Source organism: Corallococcus llansteffanensis (assembly GCF_003612055.1).
GTDB classification, from domain to species: domain Bacteria; phylum Myxococcota; class Myxococcia; order Myxococcales; family Myxococcaceae; genus Corallococcus; species Corallococcus llansteffanensis.
Map to the genome: position 1 here is coordinate 1 of NZ_RAWB01000143.1, position 18,597 is coordinate 18,597.

The 18,597-nt window shown below is 70.4% G+C and carries 12 protein-coding genes; 7 read left to right on the top strand and 5 right to left on the bottom strand.

The features are described from left to right. From D7V93_RS15685 to D7V93_RS15695, 3 genes are all read left to right on the top strand, one after another. Positions 1-194: PEGA domain-containing protein (locus D7V93_RS15685; RefSeq protein ID WP_120644193.1), on the top strand; the 194-nt coding region annotated here is incomplete at its 5' end. A 113-nt stretch (positions 195-307) separates the two neighbouring features. Beyond that, on the top strand, positions 308-2,320 hold the full coding sequence (locus D7V93_RS15690) for a TonB-dependent receptor plug domain-containing protein (RefSeq protein ID WP_120644194.1): 2,013 nt from the start codon (positions 308-310) through the stop codon (positions 2,318-2,320). A 70-nt stretch (positions 2,321-2,390) separates the two neighbouring features. Then, on the top strand, positions 2,391-5,339 hold the full coding sequence (locus tag D7V93_RS15695) for a DEAD/DEAH box helicase (protein ID WP_120644195.1): 2,949 nt from the start codon (positions 2,391-2,393) through the stop codon (positions 5,337-5,339). A gap of 12 nt (positions 5,340-5,351) precedes the next feature. Here the strand turns inward: D7V93_RS15695 and D7V93_RS15700 are convergent, their stop codons facing one another. Then, a complete protein-coding gene (locus D7V93_RS15700; RefSeq protein WP_120644202.1) occupies positions 5,352-6,455 on the bottom strand; it encodes a winged helix DNA-binding domain-containing protein in 1,104 nt (367 codons plus the stop codon). A gap of 47 nt (positions 6,456-6,502) precedes the next feature. Further along, positions 6,503-7,465, bottom strand: a complete 963-nt coding sequence (locus tag D7V93_RS15705; RefSeq protein ID WP_120644196.1) for a TIGR03885 family FMN-dependent LLM class oxidoreductase — start codon at positions 7,463-7,465, stop codon at positions 6,503-6,505. Between the two features lie 157 nt (positions 7,466-7,622). On the opposite strand from D7V93_RS15705, the gene D7V93_RS15710 reads away from it, so the two are divergent. Further along, on the top strand, positions 7,623-9,287 hold the full coding sequence (locus D7V93_RS15710; RefSeq protein WP_120644197.1) for an alpha-amylase family protein: 1,665 nt from the start codon (positions 7,623-7,625) through the stop codon (positions 9,285-9,287). 8 nt (positions 9,288-9,295) lie between these two features. On the opposite strand, the gene D7V93_RS15715 is transcribed toward D7V93_RS15710, so the two are convergent. Both D7V93_RS15715 and D7V93_RS15720 read right to left on the bottom strand, forming a co-directional pair. Then, complete coding sequence (locus D7V93_RS15715) at positions 9,296-10,363, bottom strand: C39 family peptidase (protein ID WP_120644198.1); 1,068 nt, start codon at positions 10,361-10,363, stop codon at positions 9,296-9,298. A gap of 96 nt (positions 10,364-10,459) precedes the next feature. After that, on the bottom strand, positions 10,460-12,367 hold the full coding sequence (locus D7V93_RS15720; protein ID WP_147451192.1) for a Hint domain-containing protein: 1,908 nt from the start codon (positions 12,365-12,367) through the stop codon (positions 10,460-10,462). A 168-nt stretch (positions 12,368-12,535) separates the two neighbouring features. Between D7V93_RS15720 and D7V93_RS15725 the strand changes: the two genes are divergently transcribed. Beyond that, the gene (locus D7V93_RS15725; RefSeq protein WP_120644200.1) at positions 12,536-14,206 is read left to right on the top strand and encodes a DUF262 domain-containing protein; all 1,671 of its coding nucleotides are present in this window, start codon (positions 12,536-12,538) and stop codon (positions 14,204-14,206) included. Position 14,207: 1 nt separating this feature from the next. Then, a complete protein-coding gene (locus tag D7V93_RS46625; protein WP_244237333.1) occupies positions 14,208-16,202 on the top strand; it encodes a HipA domain-containing protein in 1,995 nt (664 codons plus the stop codon). 22 nt (positions 16,203-16,224) lie between these two features. Here D7V93_RS46625 and D7V93_RS15735 read toward each other — a convergent pair whose 3' ends face one another. Then, positions 16,225-17,721: a hypothetical protein gene (locus D7V93_RS15735; protein WP_120644201.1), complete on the bottom strand. Its 1,497-nt coding sequence runs from the start codon at positions 17,719-17,721 to the stop codon at positions 16,225-16,227. A gap of 245 nt (positions 17,722-17,966) precedes the next feature. Between D7V93_RS15735 and D7V93_RS15740 the strand changes: the two genes are divergently transcribed. Beyond that, the coding region (locus D7V93_RS15740) for an OPT/YSL family transporter (protein WP_208723036.1) at positions 17,967-18,597 on the top strand (631 nt) is incomplete at its 3' end.

The window sequence follows — 18,597 nt, forward strand, 5'->3', positions numbered from 1 at the left end:
ACCTGGAGGTGACGTCGCCCGGGCTCTACGGCGAGGTGTGGATCAACAACCGGCCGTATGGCTTTCCGCCCCTCTCCGCGCAGGCCCTGCCGGCGGGACCGGCGCGCGTGGAGGTCCGCGTCAACGGCGAGGTGAAGCGGCGCATGACGGTGGAAGTGGAGCCGGGCCGCAGCACCCGCGTGCGCGTGCGCTGAAACACTTTCAACGTCGGGATTCAACGCGGTGCGCGCAAACCCAGAACTTTCGGATGGCGCAGGGGCCGGTACACTCGCCGGCCCGTCTTCCGCTGTCGAGAGGTCTGTCGCGTATGGGTTTCACCAGTCGCTGGTGGTTGGGCCGTCGTGTGGGCGTGTCGCTGGCGCTGCTGGGCTCGGTGACGGGGTTCGCCCAGGAGGTCCCGACCGAGGCCCTGGAGGAGGAGCCGGAGGTCCACAGCCAGGTGGCGTCGTTCGCCATCACGAAGCTGCATGACTCCCCTGCGGTCGTCACCGCGGTGACGGCGGAGGAGATCCGCGCCTCGGGCGCGCGCGACCTGATGGACGTGCTCCTGCTGGTGCCGGGCTTCTTCTTCGGCGTGGACGTGTCGGGCACGGTGGGGCCGGGCTTCCGGGGCCTGTGGGGCCAGGAAGGCAAGGTGCTGCTCATCATCGACGGCAAGGAGATGAACGAGCAGCTCTACTCCACGATGCAGCTGGGGCACGAGTTCCCGGTGGAGCTCATCGAGCGCATCGAGGTGGTGCGCGGCCCCGGTTCGGTCATCTACGGCGGCAACGCGGAGCTGGCCGTCATCAACGTCATCACGCGCGGCATCCAGGGCAGCACGGACGTGCTGGCGGTGGGCACCTGGGGGCAGCTTTCGCACGGCAACGGCCGCAGAAGCCTCACGCTGTCCGGGCGCAAGGTGTTCGAGGGCGTGCCGGGCCTGAGCGCCTTCGCGTCCGCGTCGCTGGGGCAGGGCCAGCGCAGCGACGCCGTCTTCGACGACTTCTTCGGCGGCTCCGCGAGCATGAACGGCGCCTCCCGCCTGGACCCCACGGTGGTGCAGGCGGGCGTGGGCTACCGCGACCTGCAGCTGAGCCTGCTGTACCAGCGCCAGGACACCACCTCCGTGGTGTCGGTGGATGAGGTGCTGCCCGCGCCGGCGGAAACCGACTTCGAGTCCTTCCACGCCGAGTTGAGCGACCGCTTCCGGCCGACGGACCGCATTGAGATCATCCCCCGGCTGAACCTCACGCTGGGCGAGTCGTACCGGGACTCCGACCCGGACTCGGACTTCTTCTACGACAAGCGCTACCGCCGGCTGCGTGGCCGGGCCCTGGCGCGCTGGGCGGCGTTCGACTTCCTCCAGCTCACCGGCGGCGTGGACCTGGCGTTCGACCAGGGCGAGCTTCGCGGGCCGGCGGGTATTGGCCAGCAGGAGCCCTTCAACGGCGACCAGGAGTCCGTCTCCTACCGCAACGTCGCGGGCTTCGTGGAGGCGTACTCGGACAACCCCATCGCCACGGTGGTGGCGGGCGCGCGCTTCGAGGACCACAGCTTCTTCGGCAGCTCCTTCGTGCCCCGGCTGGTGCTGCTCAAGTCCTTCGGGCCGGTGAGCGGCAAGGCCCTCTTCAGCCGCGCCTTCCGCGCGCCCGGCATCGAGAACATCTCCCTGGGCGACGACGTGCGGCCGGAGCGCACCACGGTGTTCGAGCTGGAGGGCACCGTGCGCCTGGGCGAGGGCCAGACGGTGAGCGCCAACGTGTTCGACGTGGGGGTGACGGACCCCATCATCTACTCCTACGACGCGGACACCGGTTCGGAGGCGTACCGCAACCTGGGGCGCCTGGGCAGCCGGGGCGTGGAGCTGGACTACCGCGTCCGCGGGACGTGGGGCCGCGCGCAGGTGGGCTATTCGTTCTACCGGCCCGCCGGGCGCAACGACGTGGAGGACTACCTGGTGCCGGGAGAGCCCGGGGCCTTCACCGGCCTGCCCACGCACAAGGCGACGCTGACGGGCACCGCGAAGGTGCTGCCGTGGTTGTCCGTCAGCCCTACCGCCGTGCTGGTGGGCCAGCGCTTCGCCGTCGGCGCGCCGGACGATGAGGGCGTGTCGGAGGTCCAGACGCTGTCGCCCCGGCTGCTGCTCAACCTGTTCGTGCGCGCGGAGGATGTGGGCACGAAGGGGCTGGAGATTGGCGCGGGCGTCTACAACCTGATGGGCAGCGACTTCCGGGTGGCCCAGCCCTACAACGGCGGCCACGCCCCCCTGCCGGTGTTCGCCCGGGAGTTCCTGGTGCGGCTCACCTACCTGTTCGAGCCGGCCTACGACGACGAGTAGGGCAGCGATCAGTCGGGGCGCATCCGACGTTGCGCGCGGGCAGGGCGGGGCGTAGGGAATCGCCCCTGCCATGTCCGAGAACGCCCAGCTCCTCGAAGCCGTCCGAAAAGAAGCCCGCCCTGGAATCTGGTCCAACGGCGTGAGCCTCGCGCGAGCGGGGGCCGTGGCGCTCCAGTCCCGCTCGGCCTCTGAAATCGAGCTGCGCGTGAAGGCGGCCGGCCGTCCCGTGGCCCTCACCGTCGTCCTCTACCCGGGCGACGAGGCGTGGGAGTGCGACTGTCCCAGCCGCGTGGACCCGTGCGAGCACGTCGTCGCGGCGGCCATCTCCCTGGAGCAGGCGGAGAAGCAGGACGCGCCGCTGGAGGCCGTGGCGGAGCGCTGGTCGCGCGTGGTGTACCGCTTCACCCGCGTGGAGGGCGGCCTGCAGCTGCACCGCGTCCTCGCGCACGCGGACGGCACCGAGGAGCCGCTGGACGACAGCCTCACGGGGCGCATCGCGAAGCCCGTGGGCGGCGTCACGTTGCAGGTGGAGCAGGTGGACCTGGTGATGGAACGCCTGCTGGAGCGGCGCACCCGGGGGCCGCTGCTGGCGGAGAAGCTGGACGCGCTGCTGCGGGCGCTGGAGCCCGCGCGCAACGTGCTGCTGGATGGGCGTCCGGTGGCGGTGTCCAGCGAGGTGCTGGCGCCGCGCGCGAAGGTGGAGGACCGGGGGCAGCAGTGGGTGCTCACCATCACGGCCGACCCGCGCATCACGGAGGTGGTGAGCCCCGGCGTCGCGCTGACGGCCGAGTCCCTGGTGCGCCTGGGCGAGACGTCGATGACGGGCGCGTGGCTCCAGCACCTGCCGCTCGTGCGCACCTACTCGCCGGAGCAATTGGGCGAGCTGTCCGCCAAGGTGCTGCCGGAGCTCGCGCGGCGCATGCCGGTGGACGTGCGGAGCCGCAGGCTGCCGCCGCTGGACCGCGACCTGAAGCCGCGCGTGCTGCTGGAGCTGAACCAGCTCACGCAGGGATTGTCGGTGCTGCCCACGCTGGTGTACGGCGCGCCGCCGACGGTGCGCATCGACAACGGGCGCATGGTGTACCTGCGCGGCGCGGTGCCGCTGCGGGACGAGGCCGCGGAGCAGCGGCTCATCCACCAACTGCGCGAGGAGCTGAACCTGGTGCCCGGCCGCCGGCTCACGGTGGACGGGCCGGAGATGATGCGCTTCGCGGACAAGCTGCGGAAGTTCCGCGGCGACCTGGGCGGCGACGCGGCGGGCATCGTCAGCCCGGACATGCGCCTGAGGCCGTCGCTGCGCGTGGAGGGTGGCGCGTCCGGGACGGGCGTGCCGGAGGTGCGCTTCACGCTGGAGTTCGACGTGGAGGGCGGCAAGGGCGGCGCGCGCACGGTGGACGCGGCGGCGGTGGTGCGGGCGTGGACCGAAGGGCTGGGGCTGGTGCCGCTGGATGGCGGCGGGTGGGCGCCGCTACCGCGCGCGTGGCTGGACAAGAACGGACAGCGCGTGGCGGACCTGCTGGCCGCGCGCCAGTCGGACGGCCGCGTGGCGAACCACGCGCTGCCGGAGCTGACCGCGCTGTGCGAGTCATTGGATCAGCCGCCACCGCCGGGGTTGGACAGGCTGGCCCCCATGGTGGAGGGCTTCGACAAGCTGCCGCCCCCCGTGCTGCCCGCGGAGCTCAACGCCACGCTGCGCGCCTACCAGCAGCAGGGCGTGAGCTGGCTGTCGTTCCTCAAGGGCGCGGGGCTGGGCGGCATCCTCGCGGACGACATGGGCCTGGGAAAGACGCTCCAGACCATCTGTATCCTGGGGCCGCGCTCGCTGGTGGTGTGCCCCACGAGCGTGCTGCCCAACTGGGTGGCGGAGCTGCAGCGCTTCCGGCCGTCCCTGAAGGTCTGCGTCTACCACGGCCCCGGCCGCAAGCTGGACCCCTCGGCGGACGTGACGCTCACCACGTATGCGCTGCTGCGCCTGGACGCGCCGACGCTGGGCGCGCCCACGTGGGAGGCGGTGGTGCTGGACGAGGCCCAGGCCATCAAGAACCCGGAGAGCCAGGTGTCGCGCGCGGCGTTCGGCCTCAAGGCGAACCTGCGGCTCGCGCTCAGCGGCACGCCGCTGGAGAACCGGCTGGACGAGCTGTGGAGCCTGATGCACTTCACCAACCCGGGCCTGCTGGGGGGGCGACGCCAGTTCGAGGAGAAGACGGCGCAGCCCATCGCGGATGGCAAGCCGGGCGCGGCGGAGGGCCTGCGTCGGCGCATCCGGCCGTTCATCCTGCGGCGCCTGAAGCGGGACGTGGCGCCGGAGTTGCCGCCGCGCACGGACTCCGTGATGCACGTGCAGTTGGATGAGCGCGAGCGCTCCGTCTACGACGCGGTGATGGCGGCCACGCGCGCGGAAGTCGTCGCGCTGCTCAACGAGGGCGGCAGCGTGCTCAAGGCGCTGGAGGCCCTGCTGCGGCTGCGGCAGGCGGCCTGCCACTCCGCGCTGGTGCCCGGCCAGCACGCGAAGACGTCGTCCAAGGTGCAGACGCTGGTGGAGGCGCTGGAGACGGCGGTGGCGGAGGGCCACAAGGCGCTGGTGTTCTCGCAGTGGACGTCGCTGTTGGATCTCATCGAGCCGGGGCTCAAGGGCGCGGGCATCGGCTTCGAGCGGCTGGACGGCACGACGACGAACCGGGGCGACGTGACGTCGCGCTTCCAGGGACCGGACGGCGCGCCGGTGCTGCTCATGTCGCTGAAGGCGGGCGGCACGGGCCTGAACCTCACGGCGGCGGACCACGTGTTCCTGATGGACCCGTGGTGGAACCCGGCCGTGGAGGCGCAGGCGGCGGACCGCGCGCACCGCATCGGCCAGGAACGGCCGGTGATGGTCTACCGGCTGGTGTCCCAGGGCACGGTGGAGGAGAAGATCCTGGGCCTTCAAGAGAAGAAGCGCGCCCTGTTCGAGGCCGCGCTCAGCGAGGCCTCCGGTGCCGCCGCCATCACGCGCGAGGACCTGCTCCAGCTCTTCGCGTGAGGCGCAGGGGCGTCACTTCTCGAACTTCACCGCGAGGGTGGTGGCGTCCGGTTCGGTGAAGCGCAGGACGTCCTCGCCCTCCTGGGTGAGGGCGTCTTTCGCGGGCTTCTTGAGTGGCCCGAAGGGCTTGCACACCAGGGTGGCGCTGGCCTTCTTGCGCTCGGTGGACCACATGCCCGCGACGCGGCCGTCCACCAGGAACACGGCCTGCACGCGCAGGTTGCCGGTGTACATGGCCTTGCGCTGTTCGTCGGTGACGACGCGGGTGCGGTCGGCGTGGGAGAGGATGAGGTTGTCGTAGTCCGGCAGGAAGCGCACCGGGGCGGGCGTGTCCTCGGGGGGACGCGGGGCCTTGGGCAAATCGAAGAGGACGCGCTTCTTCTCGTCCCGGAACTCCACCAGCTTCTCGCGCACCTTCTCGAAGGCGGCCTTCAGCGGCTTGAGGCCGGACCAGGTCTGCATGTCCGCCACCGTGGCGGGCCCGAAGGCGGCCAGGTAGCGCAGCACCAGCGGCGAGGCGTCGTCGTCGGTGTCCAGGGGCTTGCCCAGCCAGGACTCCGCCAGCGTGAAGCCCGCGTTGCCCGGCCAGCCCCAGTCCAGGCCCTCCTCGGGCACCTGGATGAGGGGCAGCAGCATGCGCGTGGCGAAGCCCATGGCCCGCTCGTCGCCGTCCACGTGGTGTTGCATCAAGTGGGCGCGCACCTCCTCGAAGGTGTGGGGCGCTTCGTCGAGGAAGGGCTTCGCGGTGGCGAGCAGCGCGGGCAGGTCCAGCGACGTGGCGCGCTCGCGCAGCACGCTGTGCATCGCGGCGGTGAGCATGGGCCGGTACAGGTCGCGGTAGCGCAGGTAGTCCTTCGCGGACATCAAGTGGATCGTGCCGCGCATCATCGTGCCGCGCACCAGGTCCTTCTTGAGCGCGAGCTTCGTGAGCTGTTCGCGCTGGAAGCCCTGGAGGCGCGACCAGAGGGCCAGGTACGGCGGCCGCGCGAGCTGGGCCTGGAGGCCCACCAGGTGCTCCACGGCGCGAGGCACCGTCAGCTTCTCGCGCGTGAGCAGCAATTGGCGCGCGAGCGTGGCGCGGTTGAGGGCCTGCGAGGACAGCACTTCGGTGGGCATGCGCCCGAGCATAGCCAGGGCGCGCGGCCCTGGGTCATGTGATGTCCTCAGCGCGTGAGGGCCGGAATCACCTTCGCGCTGAACGCGTCGATGAACGCGTCCTGTTCGCGGTTGACGTTGTGCAGGTACAGCCGCTCGAAGCCCAACCGGAGGTCCTCGCCCAGCCAGTCCACGTGCTGCTGGAGGCTGCTGGAGACGCGCAGCGGGCCGTCCAGGTCATGCGGCTGCACGACGTTCGCGGCCTGCTGGAACTGGGCGGGCGTGCGCAGGTCGGTGAGGACGCTGTTGGCGAAGATGTTGGACGCCCACTGGTCGTGCGCCCCCTCGCGGGCCCGGTCCTCGTCCGCGTCGTAGGAGAGCTGCACCTTGAGGAACATGGGCTTGCCGTCGCCGCCGCCCCGGCGGAAGGCGTCCACCACCTGGCGCAATTCGGCCGGGGGGCGCGCCGTGGTGAGCAGGCCGTCCGCCCAGCCTCCCACCCACGCGGCCGTCTTCGGCGTGACGGCCGCGCCCAGGAGCAGGGGGGCCTCGCGGGGGCGCGTGTACAGCTTCGCCTCCTCCACGGTGATGAGCCCGCGGTGGGTGACGGTCTCCCCGCGGAAGAGGGCGCGCATCACGTCCACGCACTCCTTGAGGCGCGCGTTGCGCAGGTCCTTGGCGGGCCAGCCCGTGCCGGTGATGGCCTCGTTGAGGTACTGGCCGCTGCCGAGCGCCACCCAGGCCCGGCCGGGGAACATCTCGTTCAGCGTGGCGAGCGCCTGCGCGACGATGGCCGGGTGGTAGCGCTGGCCGGGCGCGTTCACCACGCCGAAGGACAGGCCGGTGGTGGCGAGCGCCGCGCCCATGAAGGACCACGCGAAGCCGCTCTGCCCCTGCGCGTCCGTCCACGGGTGGAAGTGGTCGGAGTTGAGCGCGGCCTGGAAGCCCGCTCCTTCCGCCTTGCGGGCCAGGCGCAGCAGCTCACTGGGCGGGAACTGTTCGTGCGAGGCGTGGAAGCCGATGAGTGCCATGTGGCCTTCAACCCTGGGGTCGGAGTCGCCGGGCCGCGAGGCTCGTCATGCGGCGAGTGTTCGCTGATGAAACGCGCGCGGCCCCCGGGTGTGGGGTTCCGCACGGGCACCCTGTTCGGGGGGCTGCCCGGAGGGAGCGGGTGCTTAAAGGGACGGGATGATCGAAGACCTCTGGTACAAGAACGCGGTCGTCTACTGCCTCGACGTCGAGACGTTCATGGACGGCAACGGCGACGGCGTGGGGGACTTCGTGGGGCTCCGGCGCAAGCTGGACTACCTGGCGGGCCTCGGCGTCACCTGTGTGTGGCTGCTGCCCTTCCAGCCCACGCCCAACCGCGACAACGGCTACGACATCCGCGACTACTACGGCGTCGACCCGCGGCTGGGGGACCTGGGCGACTTCGTGGCCTTCACCCACGAGGCGAAGCTGCACGGCATCCGCGTCATCATCGACCTGGTGGTGAACCACACGTCGGATCAACACCCGTGGTTCCAGTCCGCGCGCAAGGGCCCGGACAGCCCCTTCCACGACTATTACGTCTGGGCGAAGAAGAAGCCCAAGGACGCCAACAAGGGCATGGTCTTCCCGGGCGTGCAGCCCTCCACGTGGACGTACGTGAAGGAGGCGGGCGGCTGGTACTTCCACCGCTTCTTCGACTTCCAGCCCGATCTCAACGTGGCCAACCCCGAGGTGCGCGAGCAGATCCTCAAGGTGATGGGCTACTGGCTGGAGCTGGGCGTGTCCGGCTTCCGGGTGGACGCGGTGCCATTCCTTGTCGAGCTGAAGGGCGTGAAGAACCACGGCGTGAAGGACCCATACGGCCTGCTGAAGGAGATGCGCGAGTTCCTCTCCTGGCGCAAGGGGGACGCCATCCTGCTCGCGGAGGCCAACGTCACCATGGACGAGGTGATGGAGTTCTTCGGCGACAACGACCGGATGCAGCTCGTCTTCAACTTCCTCGCCAACCAGAACTTCTACCTCGCGCTGACGCGGGGGGATGCGACGCCGCTCATCCAGGCGCTGAAGGAGGCGCCGGATCTGCCACACACCGCGCAGTGGGCGAACTTCCTGCGCAACCACGACGAGCTGGACCTGGGCCGCCTGTCCGACAAGGACCGGGCGGAGGTGTTCCAGACGATGGGGCCGGACAAGGGCATGCAGCTCTATGACCGGGGCCTGCGCCGCCGGTTCGCGTCGATGCTGGACGGGGACCGCCGCCGCATCGAGGTGGCGTACAGCCTGATGTTCACGCTGCCCGGGACGCCGGTGCTCTGGTACGGCGACGAGCTGGGCATGGGGGAGAACCTGGCGCTGAAGGAGCGGCAGGCGGTGCGCACGCCCATGCAGTGGAGCCCGGAGCCGCACGGCGGCTTCACGCTGGCGCGGACGCCGGTGAAGCCGCTGGTGGAGAAGGGGCCGTTCGGCTTCTCCCAGGTCAACGTGGCGCAGCAGCGCCGCGACCCGAACTCGCAGCTCAACTGGACCGAGCGCATCATCCGCGCGCGCAAGGAGTGCCCGGAGCTGGGTTGGGGCGGGTGGCGCCTCCTGCGCACGGGCAACAAGGGCGTGATGGCCATCCGGTACGACTGGAAGGGCAACGGGATGGTGGTGTTGCACAACCTGTCGTCGCGCCCGTGCACCGTGAAGCTGGACCCGGGCGGCGACGAGCCGTGCCCGCTGTACAACGTGCTGACGGAGGACCATTCGCGGCCCGTGGACGGCCAGCGTCACACCCTGACGCTGGAGGGGTACGGCTACCGGTGGTTCCGCGTGGGGCAGCAGAATCCCGCGCGCAAGCACAAGGTGGAGCCGCACCCCTGAAGTGGCTGTCAGCCGATGGCTGGGTCGATGTCGGGGCCGATGGCGGCGAACACCGGATCCTGGCTGGTGTTGAGGCGGAAGAACGGTTCCAGCTGGGCACGCGTCATCTCCACCACCCCGTCCGGGTAGAGCGGATCCGCGACCAGGTACTTTCCGTCCTCCGTGCGCCCGAGCACCGCCATGAAGTGCCCATCTCCCTCCAGGTGGTAGGCGCTGGGATTGGGGAAGCTGGCACTCCACTCGGAGCCCACGTTGCCCGGGCAGACCACCGTCTTGCCTGAAGCCAGCGCGTCATCGAGCGCGCCCCAGCCCGTCGCCTGGGACCCTCCGGCCCCCACGCTTCCCGCGGCCGCGGTGACGGCGGAGATGTCCGTGTTCTCCCCGTCCTGGTCGAGCACCCGGTACTGCTGCCCGTTTGCCTCCACCATCGAGCCCTCGGCATTCGGGTACATCAGCCCCCGGGCGTAGTCGATCTGCTGCTCGGGCGAGAGGCCCTCGGGCATCATCCCCTGCGCGCGCAACGCCATGGCCAGGCTGGTGGGCCCGCAGTTCCGGGTCGACGTGCCACCGTCAGGGTTGTACGTGTCGGTCTTGAACTGCGTGATGAAGAACGCATTCGCGCCCGTCACCGTGCTCTGAAGGTTGGGTGCGAGCACCGGGCCTGAATACACATACTCGCTCAGGTTGACGGTTCGGCTCGCGGTCAACTCGTCATCATTCACCCCGAGTTGATTGCACAGCGTCTGGAAATTCAGTTTCTGGGCGCTGGAGTAGTTGATGAGGTCCTGCGCCGTCTTGATCTCCGGGTGCTCCGCGAGGAACGTCTGGAGGACGGCATTGTCGACGGTCCGGCCCCCGCTCGCCGCTTCCTCGGGTCCCTGGTAGCGGGACACGACGGTCGACTCCGCGAGCGGAGCTCCTTCCAGGCGGGGCTTCAGGCTGTTCGTGGAAGGCCGCTGCTCGAAGGTGTCGCGGGCGAGCGTCGCGGCGGGCGGCCGGGACAGCGCGCTCAACGGCGGCTGCGCCGGTTGGGACTGCGAGACCTTCGGCGTGACGAGATTGCGTTGGATCTTCATGTGACTTCCCCCTCTGGATGCGCTGGAAGCGTACCTGAAGAGGACGGGCGGACGGAAACGCGCGCGGCGTTTCCGTCCGCCCTGTTTCAACGAGGGTTACCGACGGCTGGCCTTGCGGGCCTGCTCGTTCTGGTAGTCCACGCGCCACGCGGCGGGCAGCGCGGCGAACACGTCCGCCGGGACGGCCTTGAGCTTCTGGCGCTCCAGGTCGGTCTGCATCCGCGCGTCACCCACCACGAAGCCGTTGGCGATGAGCGTGTGCTCCTGGGCGCCCACGTTCAGCAGCTCCGTGTCGGTGCCCAGGGTCAGGTTGTAGACCTGCCCCGTGTAGGGCACGCGCTCCACCGAGGCCAGCGTCGCTTCGCCGCTCTTCGTGACGAGCACGTCGCCCACCGCGAGCGCTTCGGCCGCGACGACGCCACGGTTGGCGCTGACCATCGGGTGCTTCTGGGTGACGAGCACGTCCTGGCCCTTGCCCGCCTTCAGGCGCACCAGCGGCTGGGACTCGGTGCCCTTCGTCACGGTGGTCACCGTGAGCGCGCGTCCGCCCACGTGCGTGAGCACCCGGTCACCGACCTTCACGGACTCCACCGGCACGGACCGGCCATCCTCGCGCAGCACGCGCGTGCCCGCCGCGAGGCAGCTGTTCTTGAAGTCCAGCACCGCGAGCCGGTTGAAGGCCACGCGCTTGATGGGGCTGAAGCCTCCGCCCGTCCGGGGGCACGTCGCGTTCACCGTGGTGAAGGTCTGCATCGCCACGTCCTGCTGGTTGGCCAGGCAGTCCGTGCCCAGGTCCATCAGGCCGTTGAACGGGACGCTCGTGGCGTCGGTGGTCGCGCCCCACGGCAGGCTGCCCGTGAGCACCGTCTGCCCGGGGACGGCCGGAACATTGAGCACCCTGCACCGGCCGCCCGCGCTCAACAGGACGATGTTCACCTCGCTCGTCACGCCCGTCACGGTGCAGCTCGCCTGGAGCCCCGTCAGGTAGGTGCCCCGGGCCGGCAGGTAGAGCTTCGCGCTGTTGAACGTGCCCGGCGTGGGCCAGTAGGCCGCCGTGTCGGGCTTCCACCGGGCCGCGGAGAGGGAGGCCGCGGCGTTCACCGCCGCCACGCCCGTGTAGCTGCCCGCGAAGGCGTTGATGACGCCCGTGGTGGGGTTCTTGTTCGCCAGGGCGTAGTCGCAGTCCAGCGCGCCCGTCGCCGAGCCGCGCTCCAGGCAGGTGCGGATGGCATTGCCCGCGATGTTCGCGCCAATGAGCTCACGCGGGTGCTCGAACTGCAGGCCCGTGGGCAGCAGCAGCACCGTGGTGTCCGCGGTGGAGTAGTACGTCTCCATCCGGCCGCTGGCCTCGTCGTAGGCCATGGCCACCGAGTCGTAGAACAGGACCCGGTCCGGCCCGGCGTCCAGCACCACGTCCAGAGGATCCGTCTCCAGCGTCTTCGCCAGGTAGGCCTCCGTGGCGGTGGTCGCCAGCAACTGGAACTCCAGCCGCTCCGGCGTCGTGGAGTAGGCGTTGAAGTCCACGTACGAGTAGTCCGACCCGCCCGCGCAGGTGAGGAAGCCCGAGCCCTCGAAGGTGGTCTTGCTGGTGCCGTGCGCGACCTCCTCCAGGGGCAGCAGGTGGCCGCACCACTCGGCCGGGGTCGTCTGCGCCTTCACGGAGCCCGCCGCGCGCTCGGCGAGCACGCGCTCGCGCCGCTGCGACAGGCTGGAGAACAGCCGCGGGGAGTTGGCCGGGGTGTTGCCCGCCGCCTCCAGCCGCTTCATCAGGAAGGCGTACTGGTCCGTATCCCCCAGGTCGAGCGGCATCTGCGTGCCGGTGTGGTCCTGGCGCCACTGGCTGTACAGCTTCGCCATCTTCAACGAGTCGGTGGCCCGCTCCTGCTGCACGGCGGGCGGGGGAGGCTCGCGCGTCGGTTCGGCGGTGCAGCCAGACAACAGGGGCGTCGTGAGCGCCATCGCCGACAGCGCAATGGACTTCCAACGGGGGGAGACAGGGGGCATCGGGGGACTCCTGAACCAGTTTCTCCGCTCACCATGAGTCGGTCTTGGTTCACTGGCAGTGTATATAGGAAATGCGTGAAGGGTCTGTGAAATGGAGGTTTCAAGGTCCGCCGAGGTGCTTCGTCCCGACGCGGATCCGGGCTACAGACCCGGGGGAGGAGACCCGTGATGCCCTCCCTGCTGACGCGGCGCCCGGAGACGAAGTCGTTCAGCATCGAGGACCTGCTCGACCGCGTGAGGCGCGGCGAGGTGCGCATCCCCGACTTCCAGCGCCCGCTGCGGTGGACCGAGGAGGACGTGCGCGACCTGCTGGACAGCGTGTACCGGGGCTACCCCATCGGGACGCTGTTGTTCTGGCGGCGCGAGGCCCCGGCCGCGAGCGTGAGCTTCGGGCCCGTGCGCATCGACGCTCCGTCCACCAGCCAGGGACTGTGGGCGGTGGACGGGCAGCAGCGGGTGACGGCGCTCGCGGGCGTGCTGCTGCACCCGGCCTATGGTGACGAGCCGGGGCGCGACGACTTCCACCTGTACTTCGACCTGGAGACGGAGGAGCTGCTGCCGCCGTCGGGGAAGGACGTGCCCCCTCCGCACTGGCTGCCGATGAACGAGGTGCTGGACAGCGAGTCGCTGCTCAACTGGCTCAACCGCTACCCCGGCCGCGAAGCACACCCGGAGCACATCCGCGCCGCCATCCGCCTGGGCAAGGCCATCCGCGAGTACCAGGTGCCCGCCTACGTGGTGGACACCACGGACGAGAAGGTGCTGCGCATCATCTTCAAGCGCCTCAACACCGCGGGACGGCCCCTCACCGACGAGGAGGTCTTCAACGCGCTGTACGTGGGTTCGCGCTCGCTCAGCCTGGAGTCGGTGACGCAGGGGCTCAGGGAATTGGGCTTCGGCGCCGTGCCGGAGTCGCTGCTGCTGCGCGCGGTGCTGGCGGTGCGCGGCCTGGACTTCACGCGCGGTTATCAGGAGCAGCTGAGCCAGGACGACGACTTCACGGAGACCGTCCAGCGCACGGAGCGCGCGCTGCGCGACGCCATCGTCTTCCTCAAGCGCGACGCGTTCATCCCGCACCTCAAGCTGCTGCCCGCTCCGGAGAGCTCGCTGGTGCTGCTGACGCGCTTCTTCCAGCTGCACCCGGAGCCGTCCCCGCGTTCGCGGGAGCTGTTGTCACGCTGGTTCTGGCGGCACGTCGTCTTTGGCGGCTGGGTGCTCAAGCCCGCCGAGGCGCTGGAGGTCGTCGCGGCGATGCGCTCCGACGAGGAGCGATCCATCCAGGCGATGCTGGCCCAGGTGCCCCCGCCGCTCATCCGGTGGTGGATGGAGTCCGGCATGCCCGTCATCCCCAATTCCGGGGGCCTGCAGCCGCCCCTGATCCTGCGCATCGCGATGCTGTCCCTCCAGCCGCGACACCTGGTGACGGGCGCGGTGCTGGACGCGGGCGCGGTGCTGGACGCGGAGCCGGACGGCTTCCTTCCCATCCAGCCCCTGCTGGACACCCACGCGCGGCCGCTGGTCAGGGTCTCCGGCACCGGGCCGTTCCGCCTGGTGGACGGGGTGCCCTTCAACTTCCTCTTCCACCCGCCCCTGGCTGGGACGTCCCCGCTGGCCGTGCTCCAGAGCCAGCCGCCCCCGGACGTGGAGGTGCTCGCGAGCCACGGGATGACGCCCGGCATGCTCGGCCTCCTGGCGCGGGCCCCGCCGGCTCTCTTCCTCCAGCAGCGACGGATACGGCTGGAGCCCGTGCTGCGCCAGTTCCTCGAAGCCCGGACGCGCTGGGAGGACTCGGACCGTCCCTCCCTCCAGTCGATGATCATCGACGACGGAGAAGACTGACATGGACCCCACGCCTCCCGCGTCCACCACCGGCATCCTCGACGTCCTGATGGGCGACGTGCACGTCGGCACGCTCACGCTGCTCGCGGACGAGCGCATCGAGTTCAGCCTCTCCGAGGACTACCGCCAGCGCTACCCGCGCCCCGTGCTGGGCCAGTTCTTCGAAGACGACCTGTCGCGCCGCCACACCAGCCGCATGCGGCTGCCCCCGTTCTTCTCCAACCTCCTGCCCGAAGGCCCGCTGAGAGATCTCATCTCCGAGCGCGAGCAGATCGCCCGGCAGCGCGAGTTCTTCTTCATCGCCCACCTGGGGGAGGACCTCTCCGGCGCCGTCATCGTCCGGCCCGCGGGCGAGCTCCCCGGCCGCCACGCGCCGCTCGCGGACGCCCCCACGGAGCCCACGTCGTCGGAGGGTGAACCGCTGCGCTTCTCGCTCGCGGGCGTGCAGCTCAAGTTCTCCATGCTGCGGCGCGACCGGGGCATGACGCTGCCCATGGGCGGCCGGGGCGGCGATTGGATCGTCAAGCTGCCAGACAACCGCTACGACCGCGTGCCGGAGAACGAGCTGTCCGTGATGACGTGGGCCCGCGCCACCGGCATCGACGTGCCGGAGATGCAGTTGCTCAAGGTCTCCGACCTGCACGGCCTGCCCGAAGGCATCACCCTGCGCGAGGACCTGGCGTACGCCATCCGCCGCTTCGACCGGCCCTCACCCGGGCAGCGCGTGCACATGGAGGACCTGGCACAGGTGCTGGGGCTGTACTCGGATGAGAAGTACAAGAAGTACAACTACGAGACCATCGCCAACGTGCTCTTGAAGGTCGCGGGCCTGGACGCGCTCCAGGAGTTCCTGCGGCGGCTGGTGTTCATCATCGCGTGCGGCAACGGCGACGCGCACCACAAGAACTGGTCGCTCTTCTACCCGGACGGCACCCGCCCCACGCTGTCGCCCGCGTACGACTTCGTCTCCACCATCCAGTACATGCCGCAGGACCAGCTCGCGCTGAACCTGGCGAAGTCCAAGCGCTTCGATGAAGTATCGCTCCAGAGCTTCGAGCGACTGGCGCGCAAGCTGGGCCTGCCCGACGAGGACGTGCTCCCGGTGGTGAAGGGCGCCGTCGAGTCCGCGCTCGACACCTGGTCCACGTTGCGCGCGGAGCTGCCCATGCCGGAGCTGTTCAAGCAGCGCATCGAGGAGCACTGGAAGAAGGTGCCGCTGCTCCAGGGCAACGTGAAGCGCAGCGCGGGCGAATTGCGCCAGACGGCCAACGCCTTCTTCACCCTCTACAACGAGCTGCCCCGCCTGGGCCCCGGCAGCGACGACTGCACCCGCGAGGCCCTGCGCCGGCTGTCCCCTCCGCCGCCCTCGCCGCGCGTGCTCGACCTGGGCTCGGGCACCGGGCGGCAGACGCTCGTGCTCGCGCGGGAGCTGGGCACCCGCGTCACCGCCGTGGACCTGCACCGGCCGTACCTCGAACGGCTGGAGCGCGAGGCGCGCGAGCAGGGCCTGGCGGACGCCATCGTGACGCGCCAGGAGGACATGGGGGAGCTGGCGCTGCCTCCCGCGTCCGTGGACCTGCTGTGGTCCGAGGGCGCCATCTACGTGATGGGCTTCGGGGCGGGGCTGCGCCGCTGGCGGCCGCTGCTCGCGCCCGGCGGACAGGTGGCCGTCACCGAGTGCTCGTGGCTCACCGACGCGCGACCCCCGGAGGCGGTCCGCTTCTGGTCGGGCGCGTACCCATCCATGGCCTCCGTGGAAGCCAACCGCGCCACCGCGGAGGCCGCGGACTACCGCGTGCTGGACACCTTCACGCTGCCCGCGTCCGCGTGGTGGGACGACTACTACACGCCGCTGCTCCAGCGCATCGAACGGCTGCGACCGACGGCGGACGCCGCGCTGCGCGAGGTCATCGCGGCGGCGGAACAGGAAGTGGGCCTGTACCGCCGCCACGGCGACAGCTACGGCTACGTGTTCTACCTGCTGCGCGAAGCGTGAAGCGCGCGGCAGGGGCCTGTGACTACTTGCCGCCCTGGGCGTCCGGGCCCACGTTGATGTCGAAGCCCACGCCGCCCAGCTCGACGACCTGGCCCTTGGACTCCTCCGTCTCCGAGAACTGGACGAGCTGCACCTCGAACTTCTCCGTCGCGGTGCCCGCCTGGGCCTTCAGCGTGAGGCTGAAGTGGGCTTCCTTGCCGGCGCCGAGCGTCATGCCGACGAGCCGCGCGCCGCCCGGGTTCGTGATGCGCAGCAGGCCGTCGCCCACCACCTCGAAGCCCTCGCCCCTGCGGGACCAGGTCTGCCACAGCTCCGCGGGGACCTGCAGCAGCACCTCACCGCGGCTGATGAAGGACGCCTGTCCGGGCGCGCGCACCTGGAGGTCCAGCAGCGTCGCGCGCTGGGCCAGGACGTTGAGCGCGCGGAAGTCGAACGTGGCCGCCGGACGCAGGGGCGACAGGTTCACCACGTTCACGTTGCGCCACGCGAGGTTGTTGTTGCGCTCCGTGTTGAGCAGGGTGTTGGAGCCGATGAGCTCCGGGAACGTCATCGGATCAAACGCCGGCGAGTCCCAGCGGGCCAGCAGGCAGTAGTGGCCGGGAGCCGGAACGGTGGTCCACGGCACCATGACCTCCGTGACGCCCACGGGGATGCTGACGGCGATGCTGTTGATGGTCGCCCAGCTGGAGGGCCAGAGCGCCGCACCGCCGGAGCCCGTGTAGTAGACGCGCAGGGTGCCCGTGGTGGGCTGGGCCAAGGGGGCGGAGGGCGTGCCCACGTTGTTGAGCTTCACGTAGACGTAGTTCGTCTGGCCGAACTCGGGGTTCTGGTTGCCCACGCAGCCGGGCGTCTGACAGACGCGGATGTCCGGGCTCATCCAGATGGGGGTGGAGCCATAAGCGCCCGGCTCCACGCCCACGTCGGCCGGGATGTCCTTGATGAAGACGTCCTTGCGGCAGGGGGTGATGACGAGCGTGGCCGAGTCCACCGCGCTGTCGTCCTGCACGATGATGTCCAGGAAGCCCTGGGCGTTGAGCGTGGGGATCAGGTTGGTGACGCCCGTGCCCGGCAGCGCGGCCAGGTTGAGCACGACGGTGCCCGTGTTCGGGAAGGGGATGCCCAGGTTGACGAGCGACTCGCCCCAGCCCGTGGCCACGAAGGTGCCGCCCGGGCCGACGAACCACAGCCCCATGCTGTCATTGCTGCCGCCGTTGCGGACGGTCATCCGCAGGGTGGCGCCACAGATGTTCCCGTTCTGCGTGAGGTTGGGGAACGTGGTGGCGAAGTAGCGGTCGGAGACGATCTGGTCGTACGGGCGGATGCCCGGGAGGGAGTAGTTGGCGGCAACCCACGCCTGCAGGCCGGTGCTGGGCGACACGGCCTCCGTGGGCAGCACGAAGCCGTCCGCGACGCCCTGCGTGTACGTCTGCGCGAAGGCCGCGCCGCTCCAGGCGAGCGACAACACGGTGCCCAGCTTCAGGGCGGATCCCAGGCGGGACCGGTGGATTCGGTGGGTCATGCACTTCCTCTGTCGTGGGGACTGCGGTGGACGCGGTCGATTCAGTCAGGCCTGGAATCATCCAGGCCCGGACGTTTGACGGGGAGAGCGGGACCGTGCGGGATTTCAAGGTAGCAACGTCCGTGCCTGTGATTGACAAAGACTGACGCGGCCCGCGACATGACAGGAATTGAGACCTTCCCGGTTACACGGGGGGCGGGGATTGTGGCGCGCGAGGTTACGAACGGGGAGGATGCTCGCCGGCCATGCCTTCCCCCGCTCCCCGCGACGCCCCCGCCGGGGACTCGCCCACCGATGCCTCGCTGACGCTGCTGCGCATCCCCGGCGCGACGCAGCAGGACGCGGACACGTTCTGGCTCACGCACGTGTACCAGGGCGACCGCATGCCCCAGTTGACGCTGCGCGCGGTGGCGCTGGGCGCGGGGCTGGGCGTGCTCACCTGCGCCACCAACCTCTACGCGGGCCTGAAGACGGGCGTGGCGTTCGGCGTGGCCATCACCGCCGCGCTGCTCGCGTCCGCGACGCACGGGGCCCTGCGCCGCGCCGTCCCCCGGGTGGCGGGCGCTCCGCTGTCGCTGCTGGAGCTGGGGTGCGCGCAGACGGTGGCGTCGTCGGCGGGGTACGCGACGGGCGGCGCGCTCGTGTCCGTGCAGGGCGCGTGGCTGCTCACCACGGGGCACCACCTGCCCGGGTGGACGCTGCTGGCGTGGACATTCCTCTTGTCCGCGCTGGGCGTCCTGTTCGCCGTGCCGCTCAAGCGCCAGCTGGTGGACCGGGAGCAGCTTCCGTTCGCCTCTGGCACCGCCGCGGCGGCCACCGCGCGCGCGCTGCACGCGGGTGGGGTGGATGCCCGGCCGCGCCTGCGCATGCTGGGGG

Bases quoted from the DNA above. Each gene is read 5' to 3' on its own strand.
- D7V93_RS15700 (WP_120644202.1), bottom strand. From the start codon at position 6,455: ATGCCCACCGAAGTGCTGTCCTCGCAGGCCCTCAACCGCGCCACGCTC.
- D7V93_RS15690 (WP_120644194.1), top strand. From the start codon at position 308: ATGGGTTTCACCAGTCGCTGGTGGTTGGGCCGTCGTGTGGGCGTGTCG.
- D7V93_RS15710 (WP_120644197.1), top strand. From the start codon at position 7,623: ATGATCGAAGACCTCTGGTACAAGAACGCGGTCGTCTACTGCCTCGAC.
- D7V93_RS15705 (WP_120644196.1), bottom strand. From the start codon at position 7,465: ATGGCACTCATCGGCTTCCACGCCTCGCACGAACAGTTCCCGCCCAGT.
- D7V93_RS15720 (WP_147451192.1), bottom strand. From the start codon at position 12,367: ATGCCCCCTGTCTCCCCCCGTTGGAAGTCCATTGCGCTGTCGGCGATG.
- D7V93_RS15715 (WP_120644198.1), bottom strand. From the start codon at position 10,363: ATGAAGATCCAACGCAATCTCGTCACGCCGAAGGTCTCGCAGTCCCAA.
- D7V93_RS15725 (WP_120644200.1), top strand. From the start codon at position 12,536: ATGCCCTCCCTGCTGACGCGGCGCCCGGAGACGAAGTCGTTCAGCATC.
- D7V93_RS15695 (WP_120644195.1), top strand. From the start codon at position 2,391: ATGTCCGAGAACGCCCAGCTCCTCGAAGCCGTCCGAAAAGAAGCCCGC.
- D7V93_RS46625 (WP_244237333.1), top strand. From the start codon at position 14,208: ATGGACCCCACGCCTCCCGCGTCCACCACCGGCATCCTCGACGTCCTG.
- D7V93_RS15735 (WP_120644201.1), bottom strand. From the start codon at position 17,721: ATGACCCACCGAATCCACCGGTCCCGCCTGGGATCCGCCCTGAAGCTG.